The sequence below is a fragment of the Streptomyces sp. cmx-18-6 genome (assembly GCF_046548915.1).
In the GTDB taxonomy this organism is placed as follows: Bacteria; Actinomycetota; Actinomycetes; order Streptomycetales; family Streptomycetaceae; genus Streptomyces.
Window position 1 is genome coordinate 437,621 of sequence record NZ_JAEBEP010000004.1, and the last position, 26,166, is coordinate 463,786.

The 26,166-nt window shown below is 71.7% G+C and carries 26 protein-coding genes; 15 read left to right on the forward strand and 11 right to left on the reverse strand.

Annotation, left to right across the window (positions count from 1 at the left end; genetic code table 11):
• The gene (locus ACLJPL_RS12605) at positions 1-1,275 is read right to left on the reverse strand and encodes an MFS transporter (RefSeq protein ID WP_411080859.1); all 1,275 of its coding nucleotides are present in this window, start codon (positions 1,273-1,275) and stop codon (positions 1-3) included.
• 82 nt (positions 1,276-1,357) lie between these two features.
• On the opposite strand from ACLJPL_RS12605, the gene ACLJPL_RS12610 reads away from it, so the two are divergent.
• A complete protein-coding gene (locus ACLJPL_RS12610) occupies positions 1,358-2,341 on the forward strand; it encodes a DUF5937 family protein (RefSeq protein ID WP_411080860.1) in 984 nt (327 codons plus the stop codon).
• Between the two features lie 161 nt (positions 2,342-2,502).
• Complete coding sequence (locus ACLJPL_RS12615) at positions 2,503-3,570, forward strand: glycoside hydrolase family 6 protein (RefSeq protein WP_411080861.1); 1,068 nt, start codon at positions 2,503-2,505, stop codon at positions 3,568-3,570.
• A 96-nt stretch (positions 3,571-3,666) separates the two neighbouring features.
• Here the strand turns inward: ACLJPL_RS12615 and ACLJPL_RS12620 are convergent, their stop codons facing one another.
• Together ACLJPL_RS12620 and ACLJPL_RS12625 are read right to left on the reverse strand one after the other, a co-directional pair.
• Positions 3,667-4,002 (reverse strand): hypothetical protein, encoded by a 336-nt coding sequence (locus ACLJPL_RS12620; protein WP_411080862.1) that lies wholly within the window; start codon positions 4,000-4,002, stop codon positions 3,667-3,669.
• A gap of 35 nt (positions 4,003-4,037) precedes the next feature.
• The gene (locus ACLJPL_RS12625) at positions 4,038-4,310 is read right to left on the reverse strand and encodes an ATP-binding protein (RefSeq protein WP_411080863.1); all 273 of its coding nucleotides are present in this window, start codon (positions 4,308-4,310) and stop codon (positions 4,038-4,040) included.
• A gap of 33 nt (positions 4,311-4,343) precedes the next feature.
• Here ACLJPL_RS12625 and ACLJPL_RS12630 point away from each other — a divergent pair, with 33 nt between their 5' ends.
• Genes ACLJPL_RS12630 through ACLJPL_RS12640 form a run of 3 tightly spaced genes read left to right on the forward strand, consistent with a single transcriptional unit; the run spans position 4,344 to position 5,150 of the window.
• A complete protein-coding gene (locus ACLJPL_RS12630; protein WP_411080864.1) occupies positions 4,344-4,643 on the forward strand; it encodes a Scr1 family TA system antitoxin-like transcriptional regulator in 300 nt (99 codons plus the stop codon).
• A 4-nt stretch (positions 4,644-4,647) separates the two neighbouring features.
• Complete coding sequence (locus tag ACLJPL_RS12635) at positions 4,648-4,863, forward strand: DUF397 domain-containing protein (RefSeq protein ID WP_411080865.1); 216 nt, start codon at positions 4,648-4,650, stop codon at positions 4,861-4,863.
• A gap of 44 nt (positions 4,864-4,907) precedes the next feature.
• Positions 4,908-5,150 (forward strand): hypothetical protein, encoded by a 243-nt coding sequence (locus tag ACLJPL_RS12640; protein ID WP_411080866.1) that lies wholly within the window; start codon positions 4,908-4,910, stop codon positions 5,148-5,150.
• Positions 5,151-5,239: 89 nt separating this feature from the next.
• On the opposite strand, the gene ACLJPL_RS12645 is transcribed toward ACLJPL_RS12640, so the two are convergent.
• The 4 genes from ACLJPL_RS12645 to ACLJPL_RS12660 form a co-directional block, all read right to left on the reverse strand.
• Positions 5,240-7,195, reverse strand: a complete 1,956-nt coding sequence (locus ACLJPL_RS12645; protein ID WP_411080867.1) for a galactose oxidase-like domain-containing protein — start codon at positions 7,193-7,195, stop codon at positions 5,240-5,242.
• A gap of 3 nt (positions 7,196-7,198) precedes the next feature.
• The gene (locus ACLJPL_RS12650; protein ID WP_411080868.1) at positions 7,199-9,097 is read right to left on the reverse strand and encodes a glycosyltransferase family 2 protein; all 1,899 of its coding nucleotides are present in this window, start codon (positions 9,095-9,097) and stop codon (positions 7,199-7,201) included.
• A 216-nt stretch (positions 9,098-9,313) separates the two neighbouring features.
• A complete protein-coding gene (locus tag ACLJPL_RS12655; RefSeq protein WP_411080869.1) occupies positions 9,314-9,607 on the reverse strand; it encodes an MTH1187 family thiamine-binding protein in 294 nt (97 codons plus the stop codon).
• Complete coding sequence (locus ACLJPL_RS12660; protein WP_411080870.1) at positions 9,604-9,954, reverse strand: DUF3817 domain-containing protein; 351 nt, start codon at positions 9,952-9,954, stop codon at positions 9,604-9,606. The genes ACLJPL_RS12655 and ACLJPL_RS12660 overlap by 4 nt, the downstream gene beginning before the upstream one ends.
• Before the next feature lie 281 nt (positions 9,955-10,235).
• Between ACLJPL_RS12660 and ACLJPL_RS12665 the strand changes: the two genes are divergently transcribed.
• The 4 genes from ACLJPL_RS12665 (at position 10,236) to ACLJPL_RS12680 (ending at position 12,949) form a co-directional block, all read left to right on the forward strand.
• Positions 10,236-10,868 carry an AIM24 family protein gene (locus tag ACLJPL_RS12665; protein ID WP_411080988.1) on the forward strand — a complete coding sequence of 211 codons (633 nt, stop codon included), beginning with the start codon at positions 10,236-10,238 and terminating at the stop codon, positions 10,866-10,868.
• On the forward strand, positions 10,868-11,518 hold the full coding sequence (locus tag ACLJPL_RS12670; protein ID WP_411080871.1) for an AIM24 family protein: 651 nt from the start codon (positions 10,868-10,870) through the stop codon (positions 11,516-11,518). Before ACLJPL_RS12665 ends, ACLJPL_RS12670 begins: the two co-directional genes overlap by 1 nt.
• A gap of 43 nt (positions 11,519-11,561) precedes the next feature.
• Positions 11,562-12,314, forward strand: a complete 753-nt coding sequence (locus ACLJPL_RS12675) for an AIM24 family protein (RefSeq protein ID WP_411080872.1) — start codon at positions 11,562-11,564, stop codon at positions 12,312-12,314.
• Positions 12,315-12,472: 158 nt separating this feature from the next.
• On the forward strand, positions 12,473-12,949 hold the full coding sequence (locus tag ACLJPL_RS12680) for a MarR family winged helix-turn-helix transcriptional regulator (RefSeq protein WP_411080873.1): 477 nt from the start codon (positions 12,473-12,475) through the stop codon (positions 12,947-12,949).
• 55 nt (positions 12,950-13,004) lie between these two features.
• Here ACLJPL_RS12680 and ACLJPL_RS12685 read toward each other — a convergent pair whose 3' ends face one another.
• A complete protein-coding gene (locus ACLJPL_RS12685) occupies positions 13,005-14,453 on the reverse strand; it encodes a sensor histidine kinase (protein WP_411080874.1) in 1,449 nt (482 codons plus the stop codon).
• Complete coding sequence (locus ACLJPL_RS12690) at positions 14,450-15,112, reverse strand: response regulator transcription factor (protein WP_411080875.1); 663 nt, start codon at positions 15,110-15,112, stop codon at positions 14,450-14,452. The genes ACLJPL_RS12685 and ACLJPL_RS12690 overlap by 4 nt, the downstream gene beginning before the upstream one ends.
• Positions 15,113-15,229: 117 nt before the next feature.
• Here ACLJPL_RS12690 and ACLJPL_RS12695 point away from each other — a divergent pair, with 117 nt between their 5' ends.
• Positions 15,230-15,934: a PepSY domain-containing protein gene (locus ACLJPL_RS12695; RefSeq protein WP_411080876.1), complete on the forward strand. Its 705-nt coding sequence runs from the start codon at positions 15,230-15,232 to the stop codon at positions 15,932-15,934.
• A gap of 69 nt (positions 15,935-16,003) precedes the next feature.
• Here the strand turns inward: ACLJPL_RS12695 and meaB are convergent, their stop codons facing one another.
• Positions 16,004-16,972 carry a methylmalonyl Co-A mutase-associated GTPase MeaB gene (gene meaB / locus ACLJPL_RS12700; protein ID WP_411080877.1) on the reverse strand — a complete coding sequence of 323 codons (969 nt, stop codon included), beginning with the start codon at positions 16,970-16,972 and terminating at the stop codon, positions 16,004-16,006.
• Between the two features lie 53 nt (positions 16,973-17,025).
• Complete coding sequence (locus ACLJPL_RS12705) at positions 17,026-18,231, reverse strand: acetyl-CoA C-acetyltransferase (protein ID WP_411080878.1); 1,206 nt, start codon at positions 18,229-18,231, stop codon at positions 17,026-17,028.
• A gap of 145 nt (positions 18,232-18,376) precedes the next feature.
• Between ACLJPL_RS12705 and mce the strand changes: the two genes are divergently transcribed.
• From mce to ACLJPL_RS12730, 5 genes are all read left to right on the forward strand, one after another.
• A complete protein-coding gene (gene mce / locus ACLJPL_RS12710) occupies positions 18,377-18,805 on the forward strand; it encodes a methylmalonyl-CoA epimerase (RefSeq protein WP_411080879.1) in 429 nt (142 codons plus the stop codon).
• A gap of 244 nt (positions 18,806-19,049) precedes the next feature.
• Positions 19,050-22,943 (forward strand): polarized growth protein Scy, encoded by a 3,894-nt coding sequence (gene scy, locus ACLJPL_RS12715; protein ID WP_411080880.1) that lies wholly within the window; start codon positions 19,050-19,052, stop codon positions 22,941-22,943.
• 322 nt (positions 22,944-23,265) lie between these two features.
• Entirely contained in the window at positions 23,266-24,204 is a 939-nt protein-coding gene (locus tag ACLJPL_RS12720) for a cellulose-binding protein (protein ID WP_094214008.1), read from the forward strand.
• A 79-nt stretch (positions 24,205-24,283) separates the two neighbouring features.
• Entirely contained in the window at positions 24,284-25,312 is a 1,029-nt protein-coding gene (locus ACLJPL_RS12725; protein ID WP_411080881.1) for an ABC transporter ATP-binding protein, read from the forward strand.
• A gap of 5 nt (positions 25,313-25,317) precedes the next feature.
• Positions 25,318-26,097: an ABC transporter permease gene (locus tag ACLJPL_RS12730; protein ID WP_411080882.1), complete on the forward strand. Its 780-nt coding sequence runs from the start codon at positions 25,318-25,320 to the stop codon at positions 26,095-26,097.
• The last annotated feature ends 69 nt before the right edge of the window (positions 26,098-26,166 follow it).

Consider the following 26,166-nt stretch of genomic DNA (forward strand, 5'->3'; position numbering starts at 1 on the left):
TTACCCACTGGTCACATGCCGGTCAGCCCCGTCTTGCCCTTCGGTATCGGACATCTGTCCGGGGGCCGTACGGCGGACCTCGGCGACGACCACGAGCGAGACGACGGTACCGATGATTCCGGATGCGGCGACCACGTGGTGCACCGGGAAGAACTCGGCCGCGAGCCCCGCCAGCGCCATGCCGAGCCCCTGGATCGTCATCAGCCCGGCGCTGAGCAGCGTCATGGCCCGGCCGCGCAGCTCCGGCGACACCGCGTCCACGAACCACTGGTCGAGCCCGATGACATAGGCCGCGCCCATCCCGGCCAGCGCGAGGGCGGCCAGGGCGAGCGGCAGCCCGGGGCGGACCGCGTACACCACCAGCGGCAGCAGGCCCACGGCGGCGACCGGCAGCACGATCCGGGAGCGGGTACGGGGCCGGAGCGCGGATCCCACGAAGAGCTCGGCCCCCACGTGCCCCACGGCCATCGCGCTGAGCAGCAGCCCGGTGGCGGCGGGTCCCGCACCGATCCCGTCGGCGTACGGGGCGGCCAGCGCCTCCGGGGCGACCACGAACATCGCGGGCAGCCAGGACAGCAGCATCAGCGCCCGGATACGGCGGTCGCCCAGCACCAGGCGGGCCCCGGCCAGCGACTCCGTCAGCAGCGCGCCACCGCCCGAACCGGCCCGGGCAGGACGGTCGCGGGTGCCGAAGCGGAGCAGGAGGGCCGAGCAGAGGAACGTCACCACGGTGACGGTGATCGCCCCGCGCGGGGAGAGCGCGGCGAGCAGCACCCCGCCGACGCCGAACCCGACGAGCATCGCGCTCTGCGAGACGATCCGCAGGAGGGAGCGGCCCAGGACATAGAGGTCGCCCTCGCCGAGGATGTCGGTGAGGGCAGCCATCCGGGTCCCGGTGAAGACCGGTGCGATGGCGGCCACCAGGCAGCGCAGGGCCAGGAGTCCGGCGACCGGGGTGGCGGGCGCCAGCATCACGGCGACGCAGACCGCGCAGACGAGGTCGCAGACGACCAGGACGCGGCGGGCCGGGTAGCGGTCGGCGACCCCGGCGAACAGCGTCCCGCCGATCGCGTACGGGAGCAGCCCCAGCGCGAAGGTCAGCGCGCTGAGCAGCGGGGAGCCGGTGAGGTCGTACACGAGGACGGTGAGGGCGAGTTCGCTGACGACGACGCCGAGGAGCGAGAGCAGGTGCGCGGCGAAGACGGCGCGGAACTCGGAGACGGCGAAGACGGCGCGGTAACCGGCCGAGGGGCCGGCGGAAGATCCCTGGGGCATGGACAGAAGCCTGGGCGGGGACGGCCCCGCACCCTAGACTTTCGGCTGGACACGAATCTCCTCCTCGTCGGCGGGCCGCTGTATGCCGTTCCAGATGCACTTCGGTGAGAACGATCTGCTGCGCTGCCGCTTCGCGCTCTCGCCCCTCTGGGAGACGCAGGAGGCCGTACGCACCCTCGCCCGCCCGCACCGGCACGGCTACCACCTGCCCTGGCTCCGGCGGGTCCGCGAGGCGGCGCGGACGCTGGACCTGGAGCCGCTCTGGCTGCTCATGCCGGACGGCGGCTACAACCCGGACTTCTTCTGCCCGCCGCCGCTCAATCCGCTGGTGACGTTCGAGGAGGAGATCGCGGGCGTCCGGGCGGTGGATCCGGAGGTGGCACGGGCCGACATGGCGCTGGCGCTCGCGGAGCGGCCCGGTCACCTGGAGTCGGCGACGGGGCGACGCCTGCTGGCCGACCCCGCCGGGGCCGTGGAGCTGCTGACCGGCCTGCTGGAGCGGGCCTGGCAGGTGCTCGTCGCCCCGTACTGGCCCCGGCTGCGGGCGCTGCTGGAGGCCGACATCGCCCACCACTCCCGGCGGCTCGCGGAGAGCGGCCTGGAGCGGCTGCTGAGCGAGGTGAGCCCGCGGCTCGGGTGGAACGGCTCCACGCTGACGCTGACGGGGACGCACGGTGACCATGAACGGACGCTGGGCGGGGCGGGCCTGGTGCTGATGCCGAGCGTGTTCGTCTGGCCGGACGTGATGAGCGGCTCCGACGAACCATGGCAGCCCGCGGTGATCTACCCGGCGCGCGGAATCGGCGGGCTGTGGGCCGAGGCCGACGAGCGGACGCCGGAGTCCCTCGCCCGGCTGCTGGGCCGGGCCAGGGCGGACGTGCTGTGCGCGCTGGACGAACCGGCCGGGACGAGCGCCCTGGCCCACCGGCTGGGCCTCGCCGCCTCCTCCGTGTCGGCGCATCTGTCGGTGCTGCGGGAGGCGGGGCTGCTGACGTCGCGGCGGTACGGACACCAGGTGCTGTACGAGCGGACGCCGCTGGGGATGGCGCTGGCGGCGTCGGGCTGAGCGGGCCCCGGTCACGGAAGGTGTCGCACCGCCACTCCCAGTGACCGCTATGTCACGATTGCTCCCGTTCCTGTCCGCACAGCCCCACCGCTGTGCCGTCCCGTATGCCGTCAGCGCATATGCTCCCGTATCCGTGAGCCACCGTCGTCCGAGGGGGCTGGATGTCCGGCCGCAGAACCACCACCAGAGTCTCCAGGGTCTTCAGGGCCACCAGGGTTTTCAGGGGCCTTCCCGCCCTGGCCGCCGTCGCCCTGGCGACCGCCCTCACAGCGGGCTGCTCCTCGCCGGGCGGCGTGACTCCCGCGGCCGCCGAGGCCGACCCCGTACGGGGCGAACCCGCGCCGAGCGCGGCGTCCCCCTACTGGGTGGACCCGGACAGCGACGCCACCCACCAGGCGCGCGCCTGGGACCGGCAGGGGCGTACGGAGGACGCGAAGGCCCTGCGGCGGATCGCCGTCCACCCGTCCGCGCTCTGGCCCGCCTGGGACGACCCGGCCCCGGAGATCCGGGCCGCCGCGAAGGCCGCCGCCCGGACGGAGAAGAGCATCCTGCTGGTCGCCTACAACATCCCGCACCGCGACTGCGGGGCCTACTCGGCGGGCGGCGCGAAGGACGCGACCGCCTACCGGTCCTGGATCGGGGAGTTCGCCGACGCCATCGGGGACGCCCCGGCGACCGTGATCCTGGAGCCCGACGCCCTCGCCCTCATCGCTGACGGCTGCACCCCGGCCCAGCACCACGCCGAGCGCTACGAACTGCTCTCCGAGGCCGTGGACACGCTCAAGGCCAAGCCGCGGACCAAGGTCTACGTGGACGCGGGCAACCCCGACTGGATCGAAGAACCGTCCAAGATCGCGGCACAGCTGCGACAGGGCGGCATCGACCGGGCGGACGGCTTCTCGCTGAACGTCTCCAACTTCCAGTCGAACGCGAGCGTGAAGGAGTACGGAGCCCTCCTCTCCGACGCGGTCGGCGGCGCGCACTACGTGATCGACACCAGCCGCAACGGCGGCGGCCCCCTCACCGGCGACCGCGCCGAAGCCTGGTGCAACCCCCCGGGCCGCGCACTCGGCACCCCGCCGACCACCGACACCCGCGACGACCGGCTCGACGCCTATCTGTGGATCAAGCGTCCCGGCGAGTCGGACGGCACCTGCCGGGGCGGCCCCGAGGCGGGCACCTGGTGGCCGGAGTACGCCCTGGGGCTGGCGCAGCGCGCGAAGACCTGAGATCCGCCCGTACGAGGTTGAGGCCCCGCTCCACGACAAGGCGCCACCCGGTCCAGCAGGATCAGGTGGCGCTTCGGTGTCGGCGGTGCGAGGGGGCTACAGGCCGTCAGCTCGCCAGGCATGCTCGCGCGTCTCGTGCAGTACCGCCCCGGCGTCCCACTCGATCGCCTCCTCCACCGACTCACCGACGATCCGGTGTTCCGTGATCTGCGCCAAGGACGGCACGATCACGTGGCGCACACCGTTGCGGAGGAGCCGACGCACCAACCGGCCCGGCCGGATGCCGGGGCCGTCTTCGTAGTGGATGCAGTCCAGCTCCAAGCCGTGCGCCTCGGCGTACTTGCCCAGTTCGTTCTCAACAAGGCGAAGTTCCTCTTCGTCAACGTCGGGGCGCACACGCACGTAGCCGTACGCGATGGGGTTGTCAGTCACCTTGCACCTGCTCTTCCTTCTCTTCACCACGCGGATCAGTTGGTTCGGCGGAGGCCGTCAAGGAGGCGCTGCATCAGGGCGGTGGAGGCCATCTCCTCGACCGGACCGCTCGGTGGTTCGATTGCGCCCGGCACGCGTACGGGCAGGGGAGGAAGCGGCGGCGGTTTCGGCGGCCCGGTGAGCGACACCTCGGCCCACGTGACCTTTCCGCCCGCGTCCGGTCGGTAGACGTCCCAGCGTTCGGTCAGGGCCTCGACGAGCAACAGGCCGCGCCCGCCCTCGGTGTCCTCGTCGGGGTTCTTCCTCACCGGGGCGTCGGTCGTGTCGGCACAGGCGAGATCATGAAAGCGCAGCTCGAAGCCCTGGTGGAGGACAGCAGGCAATCGAACGTGCAGCTTCAGGTGCTGCCGCAGAACGACCCGATGAACGCATGCCTCTTCGGACCGTTCGTCATCATGAGCTTCCCGGCGTCGAGCGAGACGGACATCATTTACACCGAATCGCCGACCAGTACCCTGTACTACGAAGAAACAGCCGACGTCGACACCTACACCACACTGTTTCGGCGCTTGAACATGGCCGCAGCTAACGTCAGTAATTCACGGGCGCTCATTCTGGACGCCATAAAGGAAATGGAATAAGACAGTGAAGCCTTACATTGAGCGCGCTTCGGCTGCCGGACCGGAGTGGGTGAAGTCCTCGTACTCCGGTAACAACGGCAACTGCGTAGAGGTTGCGGCTCTGGCGGACGGTGGTCGCGCGCTGCGCGACAGCAAGGACCCGAGCGGGCCGGTGCTGAGGTTCACGGCTGGGAAGTTCGCCGCGTTCGTTGCCGGTACGCGTGGTGGCGAGTTCGACTGAGCACTGGCCAAGAAGCAGGTCGGCAGACTGGCAGGGGTTCGGTGGTGGCAACCGTGCTGAAGGACGCCCTGCGGCGTCTGCGTTCGGTGAAGTCGCGGGAGCCGTCCGACGCGGACTGCGTCGAGTTCGCCGACTGGCGGGACGAAGTCGCCGACGCCTTGGACGCGTTGGCCTGTGTGCTGGTCTTCGAGGAGGACCGGGTCAGGGCCCGAGCGGAAGCGGCCGTTGCTCGGGAGCAGGCCGTTGAGATTCGGCATCGGTGCGGGGCCGGGGCCGGCGAGCACTGAGGTCGCGTGGCCGCCGGCCGGCAAGCTGTCGCCCCTGCCTGCCTGCTGGGTGCCGGCCCCGCCCCCGCACGCCGGCAACGCCCCCCGCCTCACCCTGCCTTGACCCACTTCGCCTCTGACGGGATGCCGTCCGTGTCCGTCACGAAGAGCATGTACCAGCCGGGCGGCACCAGCGTCGCGTCGTCCGGGACGGTCACGCTCAGCTCGCCGTTGCCCTTCTTCAGGCCCAGTTCGATCGAGCGCTGCTCGACGTCCGTGGTGTGCGTGACCGCGCTCGGCCGCATCAGCCGGGCCGTGGCGATCCGGTCGGCGTCGGCGGTCTCGAAGGTGACCGTCGCTCCGCGCTCGACCGCCTCGGGGCCGTCCCCGATCACCGGGCGGCTGTCCTTGCCCCGGTGCAGGGCGGGCGGGGTGTAGACCTCCATGCGCTGCTCGAACTTGCCGAGCTTGGTGTTGTCCTTGTCGCCGTAGAGGGAGTCCGAGCCGAAGGTCGCCACCCGTCCGTCCGGCAGCAGCAGCGCCTCGGAGTGGTAGTTGCGGCCCACGGTCGGCTCGGCCGCCTCCTTGAAGGCGTCGGCCTTCGGGTCATAGGTCTGCGCCTTGAGGATGTTGCTGTTCCCCCGGCCCCGGTAGTCCACCGAACCGCCGCTGGTGAACACGGTGTCGTCCGGCATGATCACGCTGTTCAGGTAGCGCGTGCCCTGCGGCAGGTCGGGGCCGGGCTTGAAGGCCGGACTGGCCTCCTTGAGGTCGATGACGGCGGTGCGGGCCGTGGACTTCTTGGACTCGCCGACCCCGCCGCCGCCCAGCACCATCACCTTCTGGTCCTGCACGGGCGGCAGCAGCAGCGAGGCCGCCGTCTCCAGCTCGTCGGTGTCGGTGAGGCCGGGGACCTTGGTGAAGGTGTTCTTCTTGATGTCCCAGATCCCGGGGTCGCGGCCCTTGTCCGCCGGGCCGTAACCGGCGTTGGCCCCGGGGTAGAAGAGCTTGCCGCCCTTGGTGAGGAAGAGCGCCGGGTAGGTCGGGAAGTAGTGGAAGGGGCCCTTGGCCCACTTCTTGGTCTTCGGGTCGTAGACCTCGTTGTCGCCCGGGAGGATCGCGCCGACGTCGTCGAGGCCGGAGACCGCGAGGACCCTGCCGTCCTCCAGGCCGACGAGCGTCGGGTACCAGCGGGCCTCCTTCATGGGGTCGACCTTGATGTACTTCTCGGCCGTCGGGTCGAACTCGTAGGCGGCCCTGATCCCCTGGAAGTCCTGCTTGTCCATGGTGATCTTCTCGGCGAGCCCGTAGGAGTTGGCGGCCTCCTTGCCCTTCAGTCCGACGATCTTGTACTGGGCGGCGTCCGTGGCCACCGCGTCGGGGCCGTCGTTCAGCGCCTCCACGAAGACCCGCTGCTCCGCCGCCGTCACCTTGGTCTTCCACGGCTTCATCTGGCCGCTCTTGAAGTACGTGACCTCGAACTCGCGCTTCGCCTTGGGCACGGTGACGTCGAACTTGGCCGCGTACTCGACGCCGGAGGGCGAGCGGAAGACCGTGCCCTTCTTCAGCTTCAGCGGCTTGTCCGGGTTCTCGTTCTTCACCCGCATGCCGCCGCCGGCCCGCCGCACCTTGTCGTCCAGCACCTCGTAGCGGGCGGTGCCGCCGGCGATCAGCAGCCGCCCGTCCGGGAGTTGGGCGTGGCCGCCGCAGAAGAAGTCCTCCGGGGTGGGGATCTTCTGGAAGGTGTTCTCCGCCGGGTCCCACAGCACGGTGTCGAAGGTGCCCGCGTCGAAGTTCTTCTCGTCGTTCCCGGAGCCCGCGACGATCAGCACCTTCCCGGTGTGCAGGAGCGCCGCGTGGATCGCGTTGGTGCGGTACTCCTTCGGGATGTCGACGCGCTCCCAGGAGCCGTACTCCGCCTTGTACCCGGGCTGGGCGATCTTGTACGCGTGGTACTGGCCCTCGGCGAAGGAGAGCGCCGCCGGGGCGTTGAGCCCCGCGAGCACCACCACCGCGCCGCCGCCCAGCAGCGTCTTCCTCATCTTCTTCGAGGGCCGGTAGGCCATGGGTCAGTTCCCTCCTGCGGTGGTGGCGGCGGTGGTACCGGCCTTCGCGGTGCTGGTCGCCGGGGCGCTGGTCGTGGTGGTGGTCGTCGCGGTGACGAACGTCGGCTCGGGCAGCGACTGCTGTACGGGAGCGGGAGCGGCAGCCGAGACGGAAGCGGGGGCGGGGGTGGGGGCGGCCGCCGAAGCGGGAGCAGGGGCGGGCGCAGGGGCCGCGTCGCGGTCCCGCTCGCGGCGGTCCTGCCATTGGGTCCACGCCCATACCGCGACCGGCGAGAGGGATATCGCCAAGCCCAGCGTCGCCCAGGTCCGCATCGCCACATGGGTGTGGTCCAGGTAGACGGACGCGGCGAGCGAGGAGAACAGGACGGCCGCCCAGGCGAGGTGGATGCGGAAGGTGAGCAGCCGGTCCGGTGAGGTCTGGCCGCCCTTGGGCGTGACGACGAACCGGCCGTTGGTGCGCAGGACCGCCGAGCCGAGCGACTTGAGGTAGATCGGCGCGGAGAGCGCGGACATGGCCATCCCGGCGAGGCCGCCGGAGCCCTCGGGTTCGTGCGGGGACACGTTGTGCCGCCGGTTCCAGAGGTACAGCCCGATCTGGAGGGCCGCCGCGTCGCTGTAGAGCATCAGCCAGATGGAGGCGGCGACCTGGGTGCCGGACGCCCCGAACCAGAGGAAGAGCACGCAGCTGAGCACGCCCAGCAGCCAGTTGACGGCGGTCATCGGGTAGTAGACGAGCATGAGGGTGTAGCTGAGGAGCCGGCCGGGCGGGACCCGGAACAGCGCCTTGCCGTACTGCTTGAACAGCGTCTCGTACGTGCCCCTCGACCAGCGCAGCTGCTGGGTGAAGAAGTCCGTCCAGGAGGCGGGCCCCTCACCGACCGCCAGCACGTCGGGGGTGTAGACGGAACGCCAGAAGCGTCCGGTGAGGGGGTTGCGGCGGCGGTGGATCTCGAAGCCGGTCGCCATGTCCTCGGTGATCGAGTCGTAGAGCCCGCCGACCTGGCGTACGGCGGCGATGCGGACGACGTTGTTGGTGCCGACGAACATGGGCGCGCCGTAGCGGTTGCCCGCGCGCTGGATCAGGGCGTGGAAGAGGAACTGCTGCGACTCGGCGGCCTTGGTGACGGCCGAGTCGTAGTTCCCGTACACCTGCGGGCCGACGACGAAGGCGATGTCGGGGTCCCGGAAGTAGCCGAGCATCCGCTCCAGGAAGTTGGGCATCGGCACGTGGTCGGTGTCGACGGAGGCGAAGAAGTCGTAGTCGCCGCCGTGCAGGGCGATCCAGGCGTTGTAGTTGCCGTGCTTCGTGCGCGCCTTGTGGACGCCCTTCTCACGGTTCCACTCGGGCACCCCGCGCCGGGTGAAGTGGTGCACGCCCAGCTCCGCGCAGAGCATCCGGGCGGCCGGGTCGTCGCCCTCGTCGAGGAGCCAGATGTCCAGCGGTCCGGGGTGCGTCATCCGCACCGCGCCCTTGAGGGTGGCGCGCACCATGGCGAGCGGTTCCTTGCCGGGGACGTACGTGGTGAGGAAGGCGACGCGGGTGCCCCGCTCGGGCGTCACGGGCACCGGGTCCCGGGCGACCATCGTCGCGTGCGCGATGGAGACCACGTTGACCAGCATGAAGAACCCGATCAGGCCGATCGAGACCAGCATCACGGTGTCGGCGACGACGAGCCAGCGCGCCCCGTTCTCCCGGTCGGTCCAGTGCGTGGGCCAGACCAGGTAGAGCATCAGGGCGCCGGTGAGGACCGGGGCCAGCGTCATCAGCAGGACGGCCCTTATTCGGCGCTTCTCCGTCGAGAGCAGGCTCCTGTACCGCACTCGGTATCCCGTCGGGTCCGGCTCGGTGAGCGGACCCGCGAGCCGGCTGTAGGTGTCGTAGTCGTAGCCCTCCGACCGCACCGTGCCTCCCACTGTCGAACGGGTTGATATCCCCACAGAAGGGGACAGGCAACGGCGTGTCGACTTGGCAGGTCCGAGTGAGCGGTTTTTGGTCCGGAGCCGGAAAAGCCCCCGGCCGTGTGGTGGCGGGGGGCTCATCGGGTGAACCGGGGGCTCGACGGGTGAACGCGCGGCGGTGGACGCCGGACGGTTCGCGCGGCGGCACCGGACGGTTCGTCAGGGGGCGAGGTGGCGCTCCACCGTCTCGACCTTCGAGGTCAGACCGTCCGTGACGCCGGGCCGGATGTCGGCCTTCAGCACCAGGGAGACGCGGCCGGCGCGGGCCTCGACGGCGGCCACGGCGCGCTTGACCACGTCCATGACCTCGTCCCACTCCCCCTCGACGGAGGTGAACATGGCGTCGGTGCGGTTGGGCAGCCCGGACTCGCGGACGACGCGGACGGCGTCGGCGACGTAACTGCCGACGTCCTCGCCGACGCCGACCGGGGAGACCGAGAAGGCGACGATCATGCGCTGACCGTGCCCTCGCGGCGGGCGCGGGCGGCGATGACGCCATCGGCCTCGTACTTCTTGAGGAGCTTGTCGCCGTAGAGCCCGCCGAAGGGGATCAGCGACAGGAGGAAGAAGAGGGCGACGCGCTTGAGCGGCCACTTGGCCTTCATCCAGACGTCGAGCAGGAACACGGCGTAGATCACGAAGAGGACGCCGTGGATCATGCCGAGCGGCATCATCAGGAAGTCGATGTCCGAGATCCGGCTGAGGATGGAGCCGAAGAGGATCAGGGCCGGGAAGGACAGCGCCTCGGGAATCGAGATGAGGCGCAGCCGGTGCAGGGCGGAAGCGGTCTTGATGTCCACAGGGGCACCTTCGGTGGGAGGGGGTCGTGTGGGCTCGTGCCCGCGGGCCCGCCGACGCGGGCCCACCTTCGTGGGCTCACCGTCGCGGGCTTGTGAACGCGAGCACAAGCCGCCCCCATTGTGGCATCGCGGCGGTACGTCCCCGGAGCCGGGGCCCCTCCGGTCCGCGGGCGCGCGTATCACCGCATATCAGGGCCGGTCCGGGTGCGCATCAGGGGCGTAACGGTTCCGTGGGGGGTGTCCCGGGGTGCGGCGCGGGGGGCTACCTTCGTCGCGTGGCGATGTTCCGACTCCAAGGCAGCAAGACGCTCGCCGTCGATCTGACGGGCGATGCCGTCAAGGCGAAGAACGGCTCGATGGTCGCGTACGACGGCCGGATGGCCTTCAAGAAGATGACCGGCGGCGGTGAGGGGATCCGCGGCATGGTGACCCGCCGGCTGACCGGCGAACAGATGGCCGTGATGGAGGTGTCCGGGCAGGGCACCTGCTATTTCGCCGACCGGGCGAGCGACGTCAACCTGGTCGCGCTGCACGGCGACAAGCTGTACGTGGAGGCGAGCAACCTGCTGGCCACCGACGCCGGGCTGCGCACGGGCACGACGTTCACCGGACTGCGCGGCGGGGCGAGCGGCAACGGCCTGTTCACCACCACGGTGGAGGGCACCGGGCAGGCGGCGATCATGTCGGACGGGGAGGCGGTGCTGCTGCGGGTGACGCCGCAGTATCCGCTGATGGTCGACCCCGGCGCGTACATCGCCCATCAGGGCCACCTCCAGCAGCACTTCCAGGCCGGGGTGAACTTCCGGACGCTGATGGGCGAGGGCTCCGGCGAGGCGTTCCAGATCCGCTTCGAGGGCGACGGCCTGGTCTACGTACAGCCGAGCGAGCGCAACACCGTGGGGGGTGACGTCTGATGCCGTTCCGGGAGATCAACTCCAAGATGGTCGAGGCCACGGTGGTGCCGGGCCAGAAGCTCTACAGCCAGCGCGGCGCGATGCTCGCCTACCGGGGCGAGGTCTCCTTCACCCCGAACATCCAGGGCGGCCAGGGCGGTTTCGCCTCGATGATCGGCCGCCGGGTGACGGGCGAGGCGACGCCGCTGATGACGGTCGAGGGCTCGGGCACGGTGATGTTCGGCCACGGCGGCCACCACATCCAGGTGATCAACCTGGCCGGCGACACCCTGTACGTGGAGGCCGACCGCCTCCTCGCCTTCGACGGGTCCCTCCAGCAGGGCACCATGTTCATGGGCTCGCAGGGCGGGGTCATGGGCATGGTGCGCGGCCAGGTCACCGGGCAGGGGCTGTTCACCACGACGCTGGCGGGGCACGGCGCGGTCGCGGTGATGGCGCACGGCGGGGTGATCGAGCTGCCGATCAGCCCGGGCCGGGACATCCGGGTGGACCCGCAGGCGTATGTGGCCCACCACGGGGACGTGCGGAACAAGCTGTCCACCGCGCTCGGCTGGCGGGACATGGTGGGGCGCGGCTCCGGCGAGGCGTTCCAGCTGGAGCTGAGCGGGAACGGCGCGGTGTACGTCCAGGCATCGGAGGAGAAGCTGTGAGCACGCCAGTGACCGCGACCGTGAGCGCGATCGGGGGGACACCGTGAGCGCGCCCGTGGTCTTCGATCCGATGACGCTGCCGTCCGACGACAACGTCAACGCCTACACCTTCTGCGTGGAGCTCAAGGGGAGCCGCTGGTTCCTCCAGAAGGGCAAGATGATCGCCTACTACGGGCAGATCGGCTTCGACGGCATCGGGCACGGCCGGTTCGAGCGACTGGTGCGCTCCAGCTTCCATTCGCCGCTGCACGCGAGCGACTGGGTGGTGGCCGAGGGCAGCGGCAAGATGCTGCTGGCGGACCGGTCCTTCGACGTGAACTCCTTCGACCTGGACGACGGGAACCTGACGATCCGCTCGGGGAACCTGCTGGCGTACGAGCCGACGCTCGCGCTGAAGCAGTCGATCGTGCCCGGGTTCGTGACGCTGATCGGCACGGGGAAGTTCGTGGCCGCGTCCAACGGGCCGGTGGTCTTCATGGAGCCGCCGCTTCGGGTCGACCCGCAGGCACTGGTGGGCTGGGCCGACTGCCCCTCGCCGTGCCACCACTACGACCACGGCTATATGACGGGTTTCCTGGGCGGAATCCGGTCGCTGACCGGGATCGGCGGGACGTCGGGCGAGGAGCACCAGTTCGAGTTCGTGGGGGCCGGCACGGTGCTGCTCCAGTCCAGCGAGGCGCTGATGGCCGAGCAGGCGACGGGCGCGGTGCCGAACGCGCCGGGCGTTCCGGGCGGCGGGTCCGGACCGCGCACACCCGGCCAGCTGGGGGACCTCCAGCGTCGCTTCGGTTGGTGAGCGGTAGTCTGCGGAGTGTGACGTCGAACGTCTGCGCCCAGCCGTCGGTCCTTGCCAGCGGGCCCGCCGGGACCCCGGCGGCCCGGGGCGCCCGTCGTCACACCCCTTGCGCAGTCCCCATTTCGTCCGGCTTTCAACTTCTTAGGTAGAATCCATATATGGAGACCGAGACGGCCACCCGCTGGCTGAGCGACACGGAGCAGTGCGCCTGGCGCACCCACCTGGACGTCAGCAGGCTGCTGATGCACCAGCTGGAGAAGGACCTCCAGCCGTTCGGCCTGACCATGAACGATTACGAGATCCTGGTCAACCTCTCCGAGTCGGACGACCAGCGGATGCGGATGAGCGACCTCGCCGCCGCCACCCTCCAGTCCAAGAGCCGGCTCTCGCACCAGATCACCCGCATGGAGACGGCGGGTCTCGTCCGCCGCACCCACTGCGAGTCGGACCGGCGCGGACTGTACGCGGTCCTCACCGAGCTGGGCGCGGAGACCATGCGGAAGGTCGCCCCGCACCACGTCGACTCGGTGCGCAAGCACTTCATGGACCTGCTCTCCCCCGAGGCGCTCGCGGAGCTGCACGCGGCGCTGACGCCGATCGCGGAGCACTTGCGGGGGCGGCGCGGGAAGCCGTAGGGGTCCCGTAGCAGCGGTTACGTCCCTGAAGGGCGCCGGGTCCTCCCGGCGCCCTTCAGGCCGTTCGGGGCAGCCACAGCCGGAACGCCGCGCCGCCCTCCGGGGCCCGGTGCACGGTGAGCGTTCCGCCGTGGCGCGCGGCCACGTCCCGGGCGATGGCGAGGCCGAGACCCGCACCGCCGTCGTCGCGGCTGCGGGCGTCGTCCAGCCGGACGAACCGCTCGAAGATCCGCTCCCGCTCGCCCTCCGGAACGCCCGCCCCGTCGTCGCGGACCTCCACCCGCACCCCGCCGGCCTGTGCCGCCACCGAGACGGCGACGAAGCCCTCCGCGTGCCGCTGCGCGTTGTCCAGCAGGTTGCCGACCACCCGGGCCAACTGCCCGCGCGAGCCGCTCACCTCGTACGCGGAGCCTTCCGCCGCCTCCACCGTCACCGGGACGCGGTCCCCGGCCCGCTGGGAGACCTCCTCGCGCACCAGCGCCCCCACCTCCAGGCGGGCCGCCCCCGGCTTCTCCCCCGCGTCCAGCCGCGCCAGCAGCAGCAGGTCCGCCGCAAGCACCTGGAGGCGTACGGTGTCGGCGACCGCGCCCGGGAGGTCCAGCAGCTCCGGGTGGGCCTCGGCCACCTCCAGCTGGGTGCGGAGCGAGGCGATCGGGGAGCGCAACTCGTGCGAGGCGTCCGCGACGAACCGCCGCTGCCGCTCCACCGACGCCTCCAGGACGGTCAGCGTCTCGTTGGTCGTCCGGGCGAGGCGGGCGATCTCGTCGCGCGAGTCGGGCTCCGGGACGCGGCGGGCCAGGTCCTCGGAGGCGGTGATCGCGGCCATCTCGCGGCGGATGCCCTCGACCGGCCGCAGCGCCCGCCGGGTCACCAGCCAGGTCACCCCGGCGACGACGGCCAGCAGGAGCGGCAGCCCGGTCAGCATGGCCCCGCGCACGGTGCCCACCGCCTCCTGCTCGGCGGCGAGCGGGGCCCCCGCGTGGACGGTCAGGGTGAGGCCGGCGGGCGTGGTGGCCTCGACGGCGGCGAACCGGTAGTCGGCCCTCTTCCCGTCCACGGTGGCGGCCCCGTCCGAGAAGTCCGGGTCGTCGGAGGAGACCTCGCCCCGGCCGGGCCGCCCGCCGTCGTCGCCCCCGTCGTCGTCATCGTCATCGTCGTCGCCGGGGGACGGGGTGGCGCCGACCGAGGCCGAGGGTACGGGGCTGACGCCCGCCGAACCGGTCCCGGAGACGGCCTGGAGCCCCTTGGAGACGAAGACCACCCGCCCCTCCTCGTCGGTCACCTGGACCGGGTGGTCCTCCTCGTCGTCCAGGTCCAGATCCCCGTACGGGGTGTCCAGGGCGAGCTGCCCGGCCACCTCCCGGGCGGCCACCTCCGCCTGGAGGTCCGCCTGGTCGATCAGGTTGGCGCGGAGCACCAGGAGCACGGCGAGCCCGGCCGCGACCAGGGCGACGGCGACGACCAGGGTGGCCCCGAGCGCGGCCCTGGCCCGTACGGACCTCACGACGCCTCCAGGCGGTAGCCCGCGCCGCGTACCGTACGGATGGCGGCGGCCCCCAACTTGCGGCGCAGGGTGGAGATGTAGACCTCGACGATGTTCGGGTCGCCGTCGTAGGCGAAGTCCCAGACGTGTTCCAGGATCTCGGCCTTGCTGACCACCTGCCCGGCGCGCAGGGCGAGTTGCTCCAGCACCGCGAACTCCTTGGCGGTGAGGGCGTATTCGTCCTCGCCCCGGTGGACGCGGCGGGCGGCGGTGTCGATACGGAGGGCGCCGACGGTCAGCACGGGCGCGGCGGTTCCCGCGCCCCGGCGGCGCAGGAGGGCGCGGACCCGGGCGACGAGGACGACGTAGCTGAAGGGCTTGGTGAGGTAGTCGTCCGCGCCGGTGTCGAGGCCCTCGGCCTCGTCGTACTCGCCGTCCTTGGCGGTCAGCATGAGGATCGGCACCTCGTGTCCGGCGGCGCGCAGGGCGGCGCAGACCCGGTAGCCGTTCATGCCGGGCAGCATGATGTCGAGGATCACGAGGTCATAGCCGCCCTCGCTCGCCCGGTACAGCCCTTCGAGCCCGTCGTGCACGACGTCCACGGCGAAGCCCTCGGCGGTCAGTCCCCGGGCGAGGGACACCGCGAGACGCTTCTCGTCCTCCACGATCAACAGGCGCATGCGCACAGCCTCGCAAACTCCGCCTGAAGAAACCTTCAGGCGGCTTCAGGCTGCGTTCAGCATCGGGTCGGCAGGGTGGGACACGTCGAACAGCAGCACCTCTCGGGAGGAAACCTCATGAAGCGCAACGTCACCATCGCGGCGATCACCGCGGCCGTGCTCATCGGCGGCACGGCCGCCGGCGCCGTCGCCTTCGCGGACGACGACCGGGACGACGCCCCCACCAGCAGCGCGAGCGCCGGGACCGACCGCACGGCGGACGACGACGGGCGCACGGGGACGACCGGCGGCGAGGACGCCCGCATCGCCCTCGACCAGGCCGTCGCCGCCGCGCTCAAGAGCGTCCCCGGCACGGTCACCGAGGCCGAGCTCGACGATGACGACGACGGCCGTACGGTCTGGGAGCTCGACGTCCACGGCTCCGACAAGACCTGGCACGACGTGACGGTGGACGCCGTCGACGGCAAGGTCCTGAAGACCCGTGACGACGATGACGACGACCGCGACCGCAACGCGCCCCGCTCGTCCGCCGTCACCCTGAACGCGGCGGCGGACGCGGCTCTGAAGAGCGCGCCGGGCCGCGTCACGTCGATCGACCTGGACGACGACGATGACGACGACGGCAACAGCCGCCGGGGCGGCGTCCTGCGCTGGGACGTCGACATCACCGGCAAGGACGGCAAGCGGCACGAGCTGCACGTCGACGCGAAGAGCGGCAAGGTCACCGTGGACCGCGACGACGACGGGGACGACGACCGGGACGACCGTGACGACCGCGCGGACGACCGGGACGACGACGCGGACGACCGCGACGACAGCTGACGTACCTCCCCCGTACGGAAGAGGGCCCCGGGAGCGGCAGGTGCCGCTCCCGGGGCCCTCAGCGCGTGCTCAGGAGCTTGCCGTGAGCCCCGCCACCAGTTCGTCCGCCGCCGCGTACGGGTCGAGGCCGCCGGCCACGATGCGTTCCGCCAGGGCGTTCAGGCGGCGGTCGCCGCGCAGGTCCGCGATCTTCTCGCGCAGCGCAGTGACCGCGATGGTCTCGACCTCGTGGGCGGCGCGGGCGGTGCGGCGTTCGGCCAGGACGCCGTGCTCCTCCATCCAGGCGCGGTGCTTCTCCAGGGCCTCGACGACCTCGTCGGTGCCCTCGCCCCGGGCGGCGACCGTCTTCACGATCGGGGGGCGCCAGTCGCCGGGGCCGCGCGACTGGCCGAGGCTCAGCATGTGGTTCAGCTCGCGGGCGGTGGCGTCGGCCCCGTCCCGGTCGGCCTTGTTGACCACGTAGACGTCGCCGATCTCCAGGATTCCGGCCTTGGCCGCCTGGATGCCGTCGCCCATGCCCGGGGCGAGCAGGACGACGGAGGTGTCGGCCTGCGAGGCGATCTCCACCTCGGACTGGCCGACGCCGACCGTCTCGACGAGGACCACGTCGCAGCCCGCCGCGTCCAGCACCCGGATCGCCTGCGGGGCGGACCAGGCGAGGCCGCCGAGGTGGCCCCGGGTGGCCATGGAGCGGATGTAGACGCCGGGGTCGGAGGCGTGGTCCGACATCCGGACCCGGTCGCCGAGCAGCGCGCCGCCGGAGAACGGCGAGGACGGGTCGACGGCGAGGACGCCGACCCGCTTGCCCGCCCGCCGGTAGGCGGAGACGAGCGCCGAGGTGGAGGTGGACTTGCCGACGCCCGGCGAGCCGGTCAGCCCGACGACGTAGGCGTGGCCGGCCAGCGGGGCCAGCGCGGCCATCACCTCGCGCAACTGCGGGGACGCCCCCTCCACCAGCGAGATCAGCCGGGCCACCGCACGCGGCCTGCCTGCTCGCGCCTGCTCGACCAGCGTGGGGACGTCCACGTCCACGTTCACCGCTCCGTTCGCCTTGCCCTGGAAACCGTACGGGTCTGGAATCCGTACGGGTGCTACTTGCCCGGCACGCGGATGATCAACGCGTCGCCCTGCCCGCCGCCGCCGCACAGCGCCGCGGCCCCCGTGCCGCCGCCGCGCCGCTTGAGCTCCAGGGCCAGGTGCAGGACGACCCGGGCGCCGGACATGCCGATCGGGTGGCCGAGCGCGATCGCGCCGCCGTTGACGTTGACCTTGTCCGAGGTGACGCCGAGGTCCTTCATGGACTGTACGGCGACGGCGGCGAAGGCTTCGTTGATCTCGATCAGGTCGAGGTCCTCGACGCTCAGGCCGTCCTTCTTCAGGGCGTGCCGGATGGCGTTGGAGGGCTGGGACTGGAGGGAGTTGTCGGGGCCGGCCACGTTTCCGTGGGCGCCGATCTCGGCGATCCAGTCGAGGCCCAGCTCCTGCGCCCTGGCCTTGCTCATGACGACGACCGCCGCGGCCCCGTCGGAGATCTGCGAGGAGGTGCCGGCGGTGATCGTGCCGTCCTTGGCGAAGGCGGGGCGCAGCTTGCCGAGGGACTCGACGGTGGTCTCGGGGCGGATGCCCTCGTCCTGCGAGAAGACGACCGGCTCGCCCTTGCGCTGCGGGATCTCGACCGGGGTGATCTCGGCCTCGAAGATCCCGTTCTTCTGCGCGGCGGCGGCCCGCTGGTGGGAGAGGGCGCCGATCTCGTCCTGGGCGGTGCGGTCGAGGCCCAGGCGGCTGTTGTGCTTCTCGGTGGACTCGCCCATGGGGATGTTCTCGTACGCGTCGGTGAGACCGTCGTACGCCATCGAGTCCAGCATCTCGATCGCGCCGTACTTGTAGCCCTCGCGGGACTTGGGCAGCAGGTGCGGGGCGTTGGTCATGGACTCCTGGCCGCCCGCGACCACCACGTCGAACTCCCCGGCGCGGATGAGCTGGTCGGCGAGCGCGATGGCGTCGAGCCCGGACAGGCACACCTTGTTGATGGTGAGCGCGGGCACGTTCAGCGGGATGCCGGCCTTGACGGCGGCCTGGCGGGCGGGGATCTGGCCCGCGCCGGCCTGGAGCACCTGGCCCATGATCACGTACTGGACCTGGTCGCCGCCGATGCCGGCCCGGTCCAGGGCCGCCTTGATCGCCGCGCCGCCGAGGTCGGCGGCGGAGAAGCTCTTGAGGGAGCCGAGGAGACGGCCCATGGGCGTCCGGGCGCCCGCGACGATCACTGAGGTGGTGGTACCGGTCGTTGCTGGCATGGGCACGGCCCCTTGGGATCGGATGTGAACGAGGGTTTACCTGAATGTACTGAGCACTCACGCGCCCGTCATCCGGCAGCCGGTGTGACGGCGCGCACGTTGCGTAACCGTGGCGGGAGCGGGGGTGCGAAGCCATGCTGAATCCATGCTGACGCGTATCGACCACATCGGGATCGCCTGCTTCGACCTGGACAAGACGGTGGAGTTCTACCGTGCCACGTACGGATTCGAGGTGTTCCACAGCGAGATCAACGAGGAGCAGGGCGTCCGGGAGGCCATGCTCAAGATCAACGAGACCTCGGACGGCGGGTCTTCGTACCTCCAGCTCCTGGAGCCGACCCGGGAGGACTCCGCCGTGGGCAAGTGGCTGGCGAAGAACGGGGAGGGCGTCCACCACATCGCCTTCGGTACGGAAGACGTCGACGGGGACGCGGCCGACATCCGGGAGAAGGGCGTCCGGGTGCTGTACGACGAGCCCAGGACGGGTTCGATGGGGTCGCGGATCACGTTCCTGCACCCCAAGGACTGCCACGGCGTCCTCACCGAACTGGTCACGAGCCGGGCGGAGCACTGACCCCCGGATACCCGGCCCGGTAGAGTGGGCGGTTCCGGGCCGGGGCCGGGTCGGGGCCGTACCGCGTCCTCGTCGTTTGTCTGTCACCATTCCCCGGGGGACCGCTCGCCCGCGAGCAGCACTCGTGTGTGGAGAGCTGCGCCCAGGGTTGGGGTCTCCCCTGCTCAGTGGGGCATCCTCGGCTCCAACGAAGTTGAGAGCTCGGGGAAGAAGTCAAGAGCTCGGGGAAGGATGGGACCGCGCAGTGCGGGGCTACGAAAGCCAGGAGAGCCACCGAGCTGAAGACGACCATCTCTCGCGGTTCGAAGCCGAGATGGCCCGGCTGAAGACCGACCGGGAGAAGGCCGTCCAGCACGCCGAGGACCTCGGTTACCAGGTCGAGGTCTTGCGCGCCAAGCTGCACGAGGCCCGGCGCAATCTGGCGACCCGTCCCGCCTACGACAGCGCGGACATGGGCTACCAGGCCGAGCAGCTGCTGCGGAACGCCCAGGTGCAGGCCGAGCAGCTGCGCAGCGACGCCGAGCGCGAACTCCGCGAGGCGCGGGCCCAGACGCAGCGCATCCTCCAGGAGCACGCCGAGCACCAGGCGCGCCTCCAGGCGGAGTTGCACAACGAGGCCGTCCAGCGCAGGCAGCAGCTCGACCAGGAGCTGTCCGAGCGCCGGCAGACCGTCGAGTCGCACGTCAACGAGAACGTCGCCTGGGCCGAACAGCTGCGCGCCCGCACCGAGTCGCAGGCCCGCCGCCTGCTCGACGAGTCGCGCGCCGAGGCCGAACAGGCGCTGGCCGCCGCCCGCGCCGAGGCGGCCCGGGCGGCCGAGGAGACCCGGCAGCGCGTCGGCTCGGAGGCCGAAGCGGCCCGGGCCGAGGCCGAGGCGATCCTGCTGCGCGCCCGCAAGGACGCCGAACGCATGCTGGGCGCGGCCTCCGCGCAGGCCCAGGAGGCCACCAGCCACGCCGAGCAGCTGCGCTCCAGCACCACCGCGGAGACCTCCCAGGCCCGCCAGCAGACGGCCGAGCTGAACCGGGCCGCCGAGCAGCGGCTCCAGGAGGCCGAGACCCGGCTCCGCGAATCCCGCCTGGAGTCCGAGAAGGTCCTCTCCGAGGCGAACGACGCGGCCGCCAAGAAGCTGGCCGCCTCCGAGTCGCAGAACGAGCAGCGCACCCGTACGGCCAAGTCGGAGATCGCCCGGCTGGTCGGCGAGGCCACCAAGAGCGCCGAGGCGCTCAAGGAGGAGGCCGAGCAGGCCCTCGTCGACGCCCGCACCGAGGCCGGGCGGCTGGTCGCCGAGGCGGCCGAGAAGGCCCGTACGGCGGCCGCCGAGGACGCGGCGGCCCAGCTCGCCAAGGCGGCCCGCAGCGCCGAGGAGGTGCTCACCAAAGCCTCCGAGGACGCGAAGTCGACGACCCGGGCCGCGAGCGAGGAGGCCGAGCGGATCCGCCGCGAGGCGGAGGCCGAGGCGGACCGGCTGCGCGGCGAGGCCGCCGAGCAGGCCGATGAGCTCAAGGGCGCGGCCAAGGACGACACCAAGGAGTACCGGGCCAAGACGGTCGAGCTCCAGGAGGAGGCCCGCCGGCTGCGCGGCGAGGCCGAGCAGCTGCGCTCCGAGGCGGTCGCCGAGGGCGAGCGCATCCGGGGCGAGGCCCGCCGCGAGGCGGTCCAGCAGCTGGAGGAGGGCGCGCGCACCGCCGAGGAGCTGCTCACCGAGGCGCGCTCCGACGCGGACGAGCTGCGCACCAAGGCGAGCGGCGAGAGCGAGCGCATCCGCGCCGAGGCCGCCGAGCGCGCGGCCACCCTGCGCAAGCAGGCCGAGGAGACGCTGGAGCGGGCCCGCGCCGAGGCCGAGAAGCTGCGGGCCGAGGCCGAGGAGCAGGGCGAGGCCACCACCGCGGAGGCCGAGCGGGCCGCCGCCGAGCTGCGCCAGGAGACCGAGCGCGGGGTCGCCGCCCGGCAGGCGGAGGCCGCCGACGAGCTGGCCCGGCTGCACACCGAGGCCGAGACCCGGCTCGCCGCCGCCGAGGAGGCCCTCGGCGAAGCCCGTACGGAGGCGGAGCGGATCCGCCGCGAGACGAACGAGGAGGCGGAGCGGCAGCGGGCCGAGGCCGCCGAGCGCGTCCGCGCGCTGACCGAGCAGGCGGAGGCGGAGGCCGAGCGGCTGCGTGACGAGGCCGCGGCGGACGCCTCGCAGTCCCGTGCCGAGGGCGAGAACATCGCCGTACGGCTGCGCACGGAGGCGGCGACCGAGGCCGAGCGGCTCAGGTCCGAGGCCAAGGAGAGCGCCGACCGGCTGCGGGCCGAGGCGGCCGCGGCGGCCGAGCGGGTCGCCGCCGAGGCGGCCGAGGCGCTGGACGCCGCCCAGGAGGAGGCCACGCGGCGTCGCCGGGAGGCCGAGGAGATCCTCGGCGCGGCCCGTGCCGAGGCCGGGCAGGAGCGCGAGCGGGCCCGCGAGCAGAGCGAGGAGCTGCTCGCCTCCGCCCGCAAGCGGGTGGACGAGGCGCAGGCCGAGGCCCAGCGGCTGGTCGAGGAGGCGGACGCCCGGGCGGCCGAGCTGGTCGCGGCGGCCGAGCAGACCGCCCAGCAGGTGCGGGACTCCGTCTCCGGGCTCCAGGAGCAGGCCGAGGGGGAGATCGCCGGGCTGCGTTCGGCCGCGGAGCACGCCGCGGAGCGCACCCGTACCGAGGCGCAGGAGGAGGCGGACCGGGTCCGCTCCGACGCGCACGCCGAGCGGGACCGGGCCTCCGAGGACGCGAGCCGTCTGCGGCGGGAGGCGAACGAGGAGACGACCCGGCTCCGGCAGGAGGCCCACGAGGAGACCGAGGCCGCGAAGGCGCTCGCCGAGCGTACGGTCTCCGAGGCGATCGCCGAGTCGGAGCGGCTGCGGGCGGACACCTCGGAGTACAGCCAGCGGGTGCGCACGGAGGCGTCCGACGCCCTCGCGTCGGCGGAGCAGGACGCGTCGAAGGCCCGGGCCGAGGCCCGGCAGGACGCCAACCGGATCCGTTCGGAGGCGGCGGCCCAGTCGGACCGGCTCATGGCCGAGTCGACGACCGAGAGCGAGCGCGTCCGCAACGAGGCCGCCCAGGCGTCCGAGCAGCTCGTCGTGGAGGCCACCACGGAGGCCAACCGGCGTCGCAAGGAGGCCACCGAGCAGGCCGACCGGCTGCTGGCCGAGGCGGGCGAGGAGGCCGAGCGGCTGCGCAACGAGGCGGCCGAGCGGCTGGGCTCCGCGCAGGAGCACGCGGCCCGCACCCACGAGGACGCCGAACGGCTGCGCGCCGAGGCGGAGTCGGCGGCCGAGGAGCTGCGCTCGGGGGCCCGCCAGGAGGCGGACCGGGTGCTGGACGAGGCGCGCGAGGCGGCCGCCAAGCGCCGGGCGGACGCGGCGGAGCAGGCGGACCAGCTCATCAACAAGGCGCGGGAAGAGGCGCTGCGTACGGCCACCGAGGCGGAGACCCAGGCCGACACGATGGTCGGCGCGGCCCGCAAGGAGGCCCAGCGGATCGCCTCGGACGCGACCGTCGAGGGCAACACCCTGGTGGAGCGGGCCCGTACGGACGCCGACGAGCTGCTGGTCGGCGCCCGGCGCGACGCGACCCAGATCCGGGAGCGGGCGCAGGAGCTGCGGGCCCGGCTGGAGAGCGAGATCGAGGAGCTGCACGAGCGGGCCCGCCGGGAGACGTCCGAGCAGATGAAGACGGCCGGCGAGCGCGTCGACAACCTGATGAAGGCGGCGACCGAGCAGCGCGACGAGGCCGAGGCGAAGGCCAAGGAGCTGCTGGCGGGGGCCAATTCGGAGGCGAGCAAGGTCCGGATCGCCGCGGTGAAGCGGGCCGAGTCGCTGCTCAAGGAGGCCGAGGCCAAGAAGGCCGGGCTGATCCGCGAGGCGGAGAAGCTGCGGGCCGACGCGGAGGCCGAGGCCAGGACGACCGTCGACGAGGGACGGCGCGAACTGGACGTTCTGGTGCGCAGGCGCGCGGACATCAATGCGGAGATCTCCCGTGTCCAGGACGTGCTGGAAGCGTTGGAGTCTTTCGAGGCTCCGACCGGTGGCGGAAAACCGGCCGGCGGATCGGCGGGAGGCGGCAAGGCTCCGGCGGCGGCGGGCACGCGATCGGGGGGCAAGTCGTCCGAAAGATAGCCGGCGGCGGCAGAGTCGGCGGCGTCGGGGCGACAGCGCGAGAGGCGGGCGCGTCGGTCGTGGCGTCGAGGACGCGGCGGCCCGCCGGGGAGAGCACCAGACGTACGGGGGGAAAAATCTCAGAACGTCCGGAGGCGGCAGGCGCACGGGGGCGCATGCTTCGTCATGGACATTCAACCCTTCGAGTGGCAAGCACTCCGGGGGTCAGCCACTCAAAAGGGGTGTCATTCTCCAGATCAAACCGGCATCTGCCCGTTGACACGCCGCTATGGCCCCTAGGATTCCCTCTATCACCTCACCGGTCTCATTCGACAGGAACCCCATGAGTGACCCTTCCTCCCCCTTCGGCTTCGAGCACGTGCGACGTGGTTACGACCGCGGTCAGGTGGACGACCGCATTGCCAAGCTGATCGCGGACCGTGACAGTGCCCTGGCCCGAATCACCTCTCTGGAAAAGCGCATCGAGGAGCTGCACCTCGAAACGCAGAACGCCCAAGCCCAGGTGAACGACGCCGAGCCGTCGTACGCCGGGCTCGGCGCCCGTGTCGAGAAGATTCTCCGCCTCGCCGAGGAGGAAGCCAAGGACCTGCGTGAGGAGGCCCGCCGCGCCGCCGAGCAGCACCGCGAGCTGGCCGAGTCGGCCGCCCAGCAGGTGCGCAACGACGCGGAGTCCTTCGCCGCCGAGCGCAAGTCGAAGGCCGAGGACGAGGGCGTCCGCATCGTCGAGAAGGCCCAGGGCGAGGCGAACACGCTGCGCTCCGACGCCCAGAAGGACGCCCAGCAGAAGCGCGAGGAGGCCGACGCCCTCTTCGAGGAGACCCGCGCCAAGGCCGCGCAGGCCGCCGCCGACTTCGAGACGAACCTCGCCAAGCGCCGTGAGCAGTCGGAGCGCGACCTCGCGTCCCGTCAGGCCAAGGCCGAGAAGCGCCTCGCCGAGATCGAGCACCGCGCCGAGCAGCTCCGCCTGGAGGCCGAGAAGCTCCGTACGGACGCCGAGCGCCGCGCCCGCCAGACGGTGGAGACCGCGCAGCGCCAGGCCGAGGACATCGTGGCCGACGCCAACGCCAAGGCCGACCGCATCCGCAGCGAGTCCGAGCGCGAGCTCGCGGCGCTCACCAACCGCCGCGACTCGATCAACGCGCAGCTCACCAACGTCCGCGAGATGCTGGCGACGCTGACCGGCGCCGCCGTGGCCGCGGCCGGCTCCCCGGTGGACGACGAGCCCGCCCAGCGCGGTGTTCCGGCCCAGCAGACCCGCTGACCCCCGGAACGCGTCCGGCCGCGCGCCCGGTTCCGCCTTTGTGGTGGCGCTGGGCGCGCGGCCGTTCTAGCGTGTTCGCATGATCGAGCTCGAGGGACTGACCAAGCTGTACGGGCGCAAAGTCGCCGTCAACCGTCTGACCTGTCAGATCAGACCGGGCATGGTGACCGGCTTTCTGGGCCCGAACGGGGCGGGCAAGTCCACCACCATGCGGATGATGCTCGATCTGGACAACCCCACCAGCGGTACGGTGCGCATCGACGGCAAGCCCTACCACGAGCTCCAGGAGCCGTTGAAGTACATCGGGGCGCTGCTGGACGCCAAGTCGATGAACGGCGGCCGCAGCGCGTACAACAACCTGCTGTGCCTGGCGCAGAGCAACCGCATCCCGCGCGGCCGGGTCGACGAGGTGCTCGACACGGTCGGTCTGGGCGCGGTGGCGAAGAAGAAGTCCAAGGGCTTCTCCCTCGGCATGGGCCAGCGTCTGGGCATCGCGTCCGCGCTGCTGGGCGATCCCCGGATCCTGATGTTCGACGAACCGGTCAACGGCCTGGACCCCGAGGGGATCCACTGGATCCGCAACCTGATGAAGGCGCTCGCCGCCGAGGGCCGGACGATCTTCGTCTCCTCCCACCTGATGAGCGAAATGGCTCTGACCGCCGACCATTTGATCGTGATCGGCCAGGGCAGGCTGCTGGCCGACACCTCGATGGCGGACTTCATCCAGGAGAACTCCCGCAGCTACGCGCGTCTGCGCTCGCCCCAGCAGGAGCGGTTGCGGGACGTGCTGCACCAGGAGGGCTTCACCGCGATCGAGGCGGAGGGCGGGGCCCTGGAGATCGACGGCGCCACCACCGAGGAGCTCGGCGAGCTGGCGGCCCGTCACCAGCTGGTGCTGCACGAACTGAGCGCTCAGCGGGCCTCGCTGGAGGAGGCGTTCATGCAGATGACCGCCGGCTCCGTCGAGTACCACGCCCACTCCGAACCGGGCGGCACACCGCTTCCGCCCCCGCCACCGGCGCCGGGGACGGGCTGGGGCGAGGGCTGGCAGCAGCCGGGCGCCACCGCACCCGGGTCCATCGACGGCACCAACGGCAAGGGGGCGTGACGACGATGGCTTCGGTACCCGCGGTCCTCAACTCCGAGTGGACCAAGATCCGTACGGTCTCCTCCACCACCTGGACGCTCATCTGCGCGTTCGCCGTCACGGTCGCCATGAGCGCGGCCCTGTCCGCCCTGCTGAACGCCACGTACGACGACCTCTCCGAGGCCGAGCGGGTCACCTTCGACCCGACCCTCGTCAGCTTCTCCGGGACGGTCCTGGGCCAGCTCGCCATGGTCGTGTTCGGGGTGCTCGTGGTCGGTACGGAGTACAGCTCCGGCATGATCCGCACCTCGCTGGCGGCCGTGCCGCAGCGCGGGACGCTCCTCTTCAGCAAGATCGCGGTGGCCGGGGCGCTGGCGCTCCTCGTCGGCCTGCTCACGAGCTTCACCTCGTTCTTCATCGGTCAGGCCCTGCTGGGGGACCGGGGCACCGACATCGGCGCGGAGAACGTGCTGCGCGCGGTCATCGGCGGCGGCCTCTACATGGGGCTGATCGCGATCTTCTCCATGGGCGTGGCGGCGATGCTGCGCAGCTCCATGCTGTCGTTGGGCATCCTGATGCCGTTCTTCTTCCTCGTCTCGCAGATCCTGATCTCGGTGCCCTACGCCAAGGACGTCGCCCGGTACTTCCCCGACCAGGCCGGGTCGAAGATCATGCAGGTCGTTCCGGAGGCGATGGGCAGCGACCCCGCGCCGTACGGGCCCTGGGGCGGTCTCGGGATCATGGTCGCCTGGGTGGCGGCGGCGGTGCTCGGCGGTTATCTGGTCCTGAAGAATCGGGACGCCTAGGGTGTGTCCGGCGGATCGGGGCCGGAGGGGCCCTGAGGGATCCCGCGGCCGCCGCCGGTCCGCGTGACG

Bases quoted from the DNA above. Each gene is read 5' to 3' on its own strand.
- ACLJPL_RS12605 (WP_411080859.1), bottom strand. From the start codon at position 1,275: ATGCCCCAGGGATCTTCCGCCGGCCCCTCGGCCGGTTACCGCGCCGTC.
- ACLJPL_RS12610 (WP_411080860.1), top strand. From the start codon at position 1,358: ATGCCGTTCCAGATGCACTTCGGTGAGAACGATCTGCTGCGCTGCCGC.
- ACLJPL_RS12615 (WP_411080861.1), top strand. From the start codon at position 2,503: ATGTCCGGCCGCAGAACCACCACCAGAGTCTCCAGGGTCTTCAGGGCC.
- ACLJPL_RS12630 (WP_411080864.1), top strand. From the start codon at position 4,344: ATGAAAGCGCAGCTCGAAGCCCTGGTGGAGGACAGCAGGCAATCGAAC.
- ACLJPL_RS12645 (WP_411080867.1), bottom strand. From the start codon at position 7,195: ATGGCCTACCGGCCCTCGAAGAAGATGAGGAAGACGCTGCTGGGCGGC.
- ACLJPL_RS12655 (WP_411080869.1), bottom strand. From the start codon at position 9,607: ATGATCGTCGCCTTCTCGGTCTCCCCGGTCGGCGTCGGCGAGGACGTC.
- ACLJPL_RS12665 (WP_411080988.1), top strand. From the start codon at position 10,236: ATGTTCCGACTCCAAGGCAGCAAGACGCTCGCCGTCGATCTGACGGGC.
- ACLJPL_RS12670 (WP_411080871.1), top strand. From the start codon at position 10,868: ATGCCGTTCCGGGAGATCAACTCCAAGATGGTCGAGGCCACGGTGGTG.
- ACLJPL_RS12680 (WP_411080873.1), top strand. From the start codon at position 12,473: ATGGAGACCGAGACGGCCACCCGCTGGCTGAGCGACACGGAGCAGTGC.
- ACLJPL_RS12690 (WP_411080875.1), bottom strand. From the start codon at position 15,112: ATGCGCCTGTTGATCGTGGAGGACGAGAAGCGTCTCGCGGTGTCCCTC.
- ACLJPL_RS12695 (WP_411080876.1), top strand. From the start codon at position 15,230: ATGAAGCGCAACGTCACCATCGCGGCGATCACCGCGGCCGTGCTCATC.
- ACLJPL_RS12705 (WP_411080878.1), bottom strand. From the start codon at position 18,231: ATGCCAGCAACGACCGGTACCACCACCTCAGTGATCGTCGCGGGCGCC.
- mce (WP_411080879.1), top strand. From the start codon at position 18,377: ATGCTGACGCGTATCGACCACATCGGGATCGCCTGCTTCGACCTGGAC.
- ACLJPL_RS12720 (WP_094214008.1), top strand. From the start codon at position 23,266: ATGAGTGACCCTTCCTCCCCCTTCGGCTTCGAGCACGTGCGACGTGGT.
- ACLJPL_RS12725 (WP_411080881.1), top strand. From the start codon at position 24,284: ATGATCGAGCTCGAGGGACTGACCAAGCTGTACGGGCGCAAAGTCGCC.
- ACLJPL_RS12730 (WP_411080882.1), top strand. From the start codon at position 25,318: ATGGCTTCGGTACCCGCGGTCCTCAACTCCGAGTGGACCAAGATCCGT.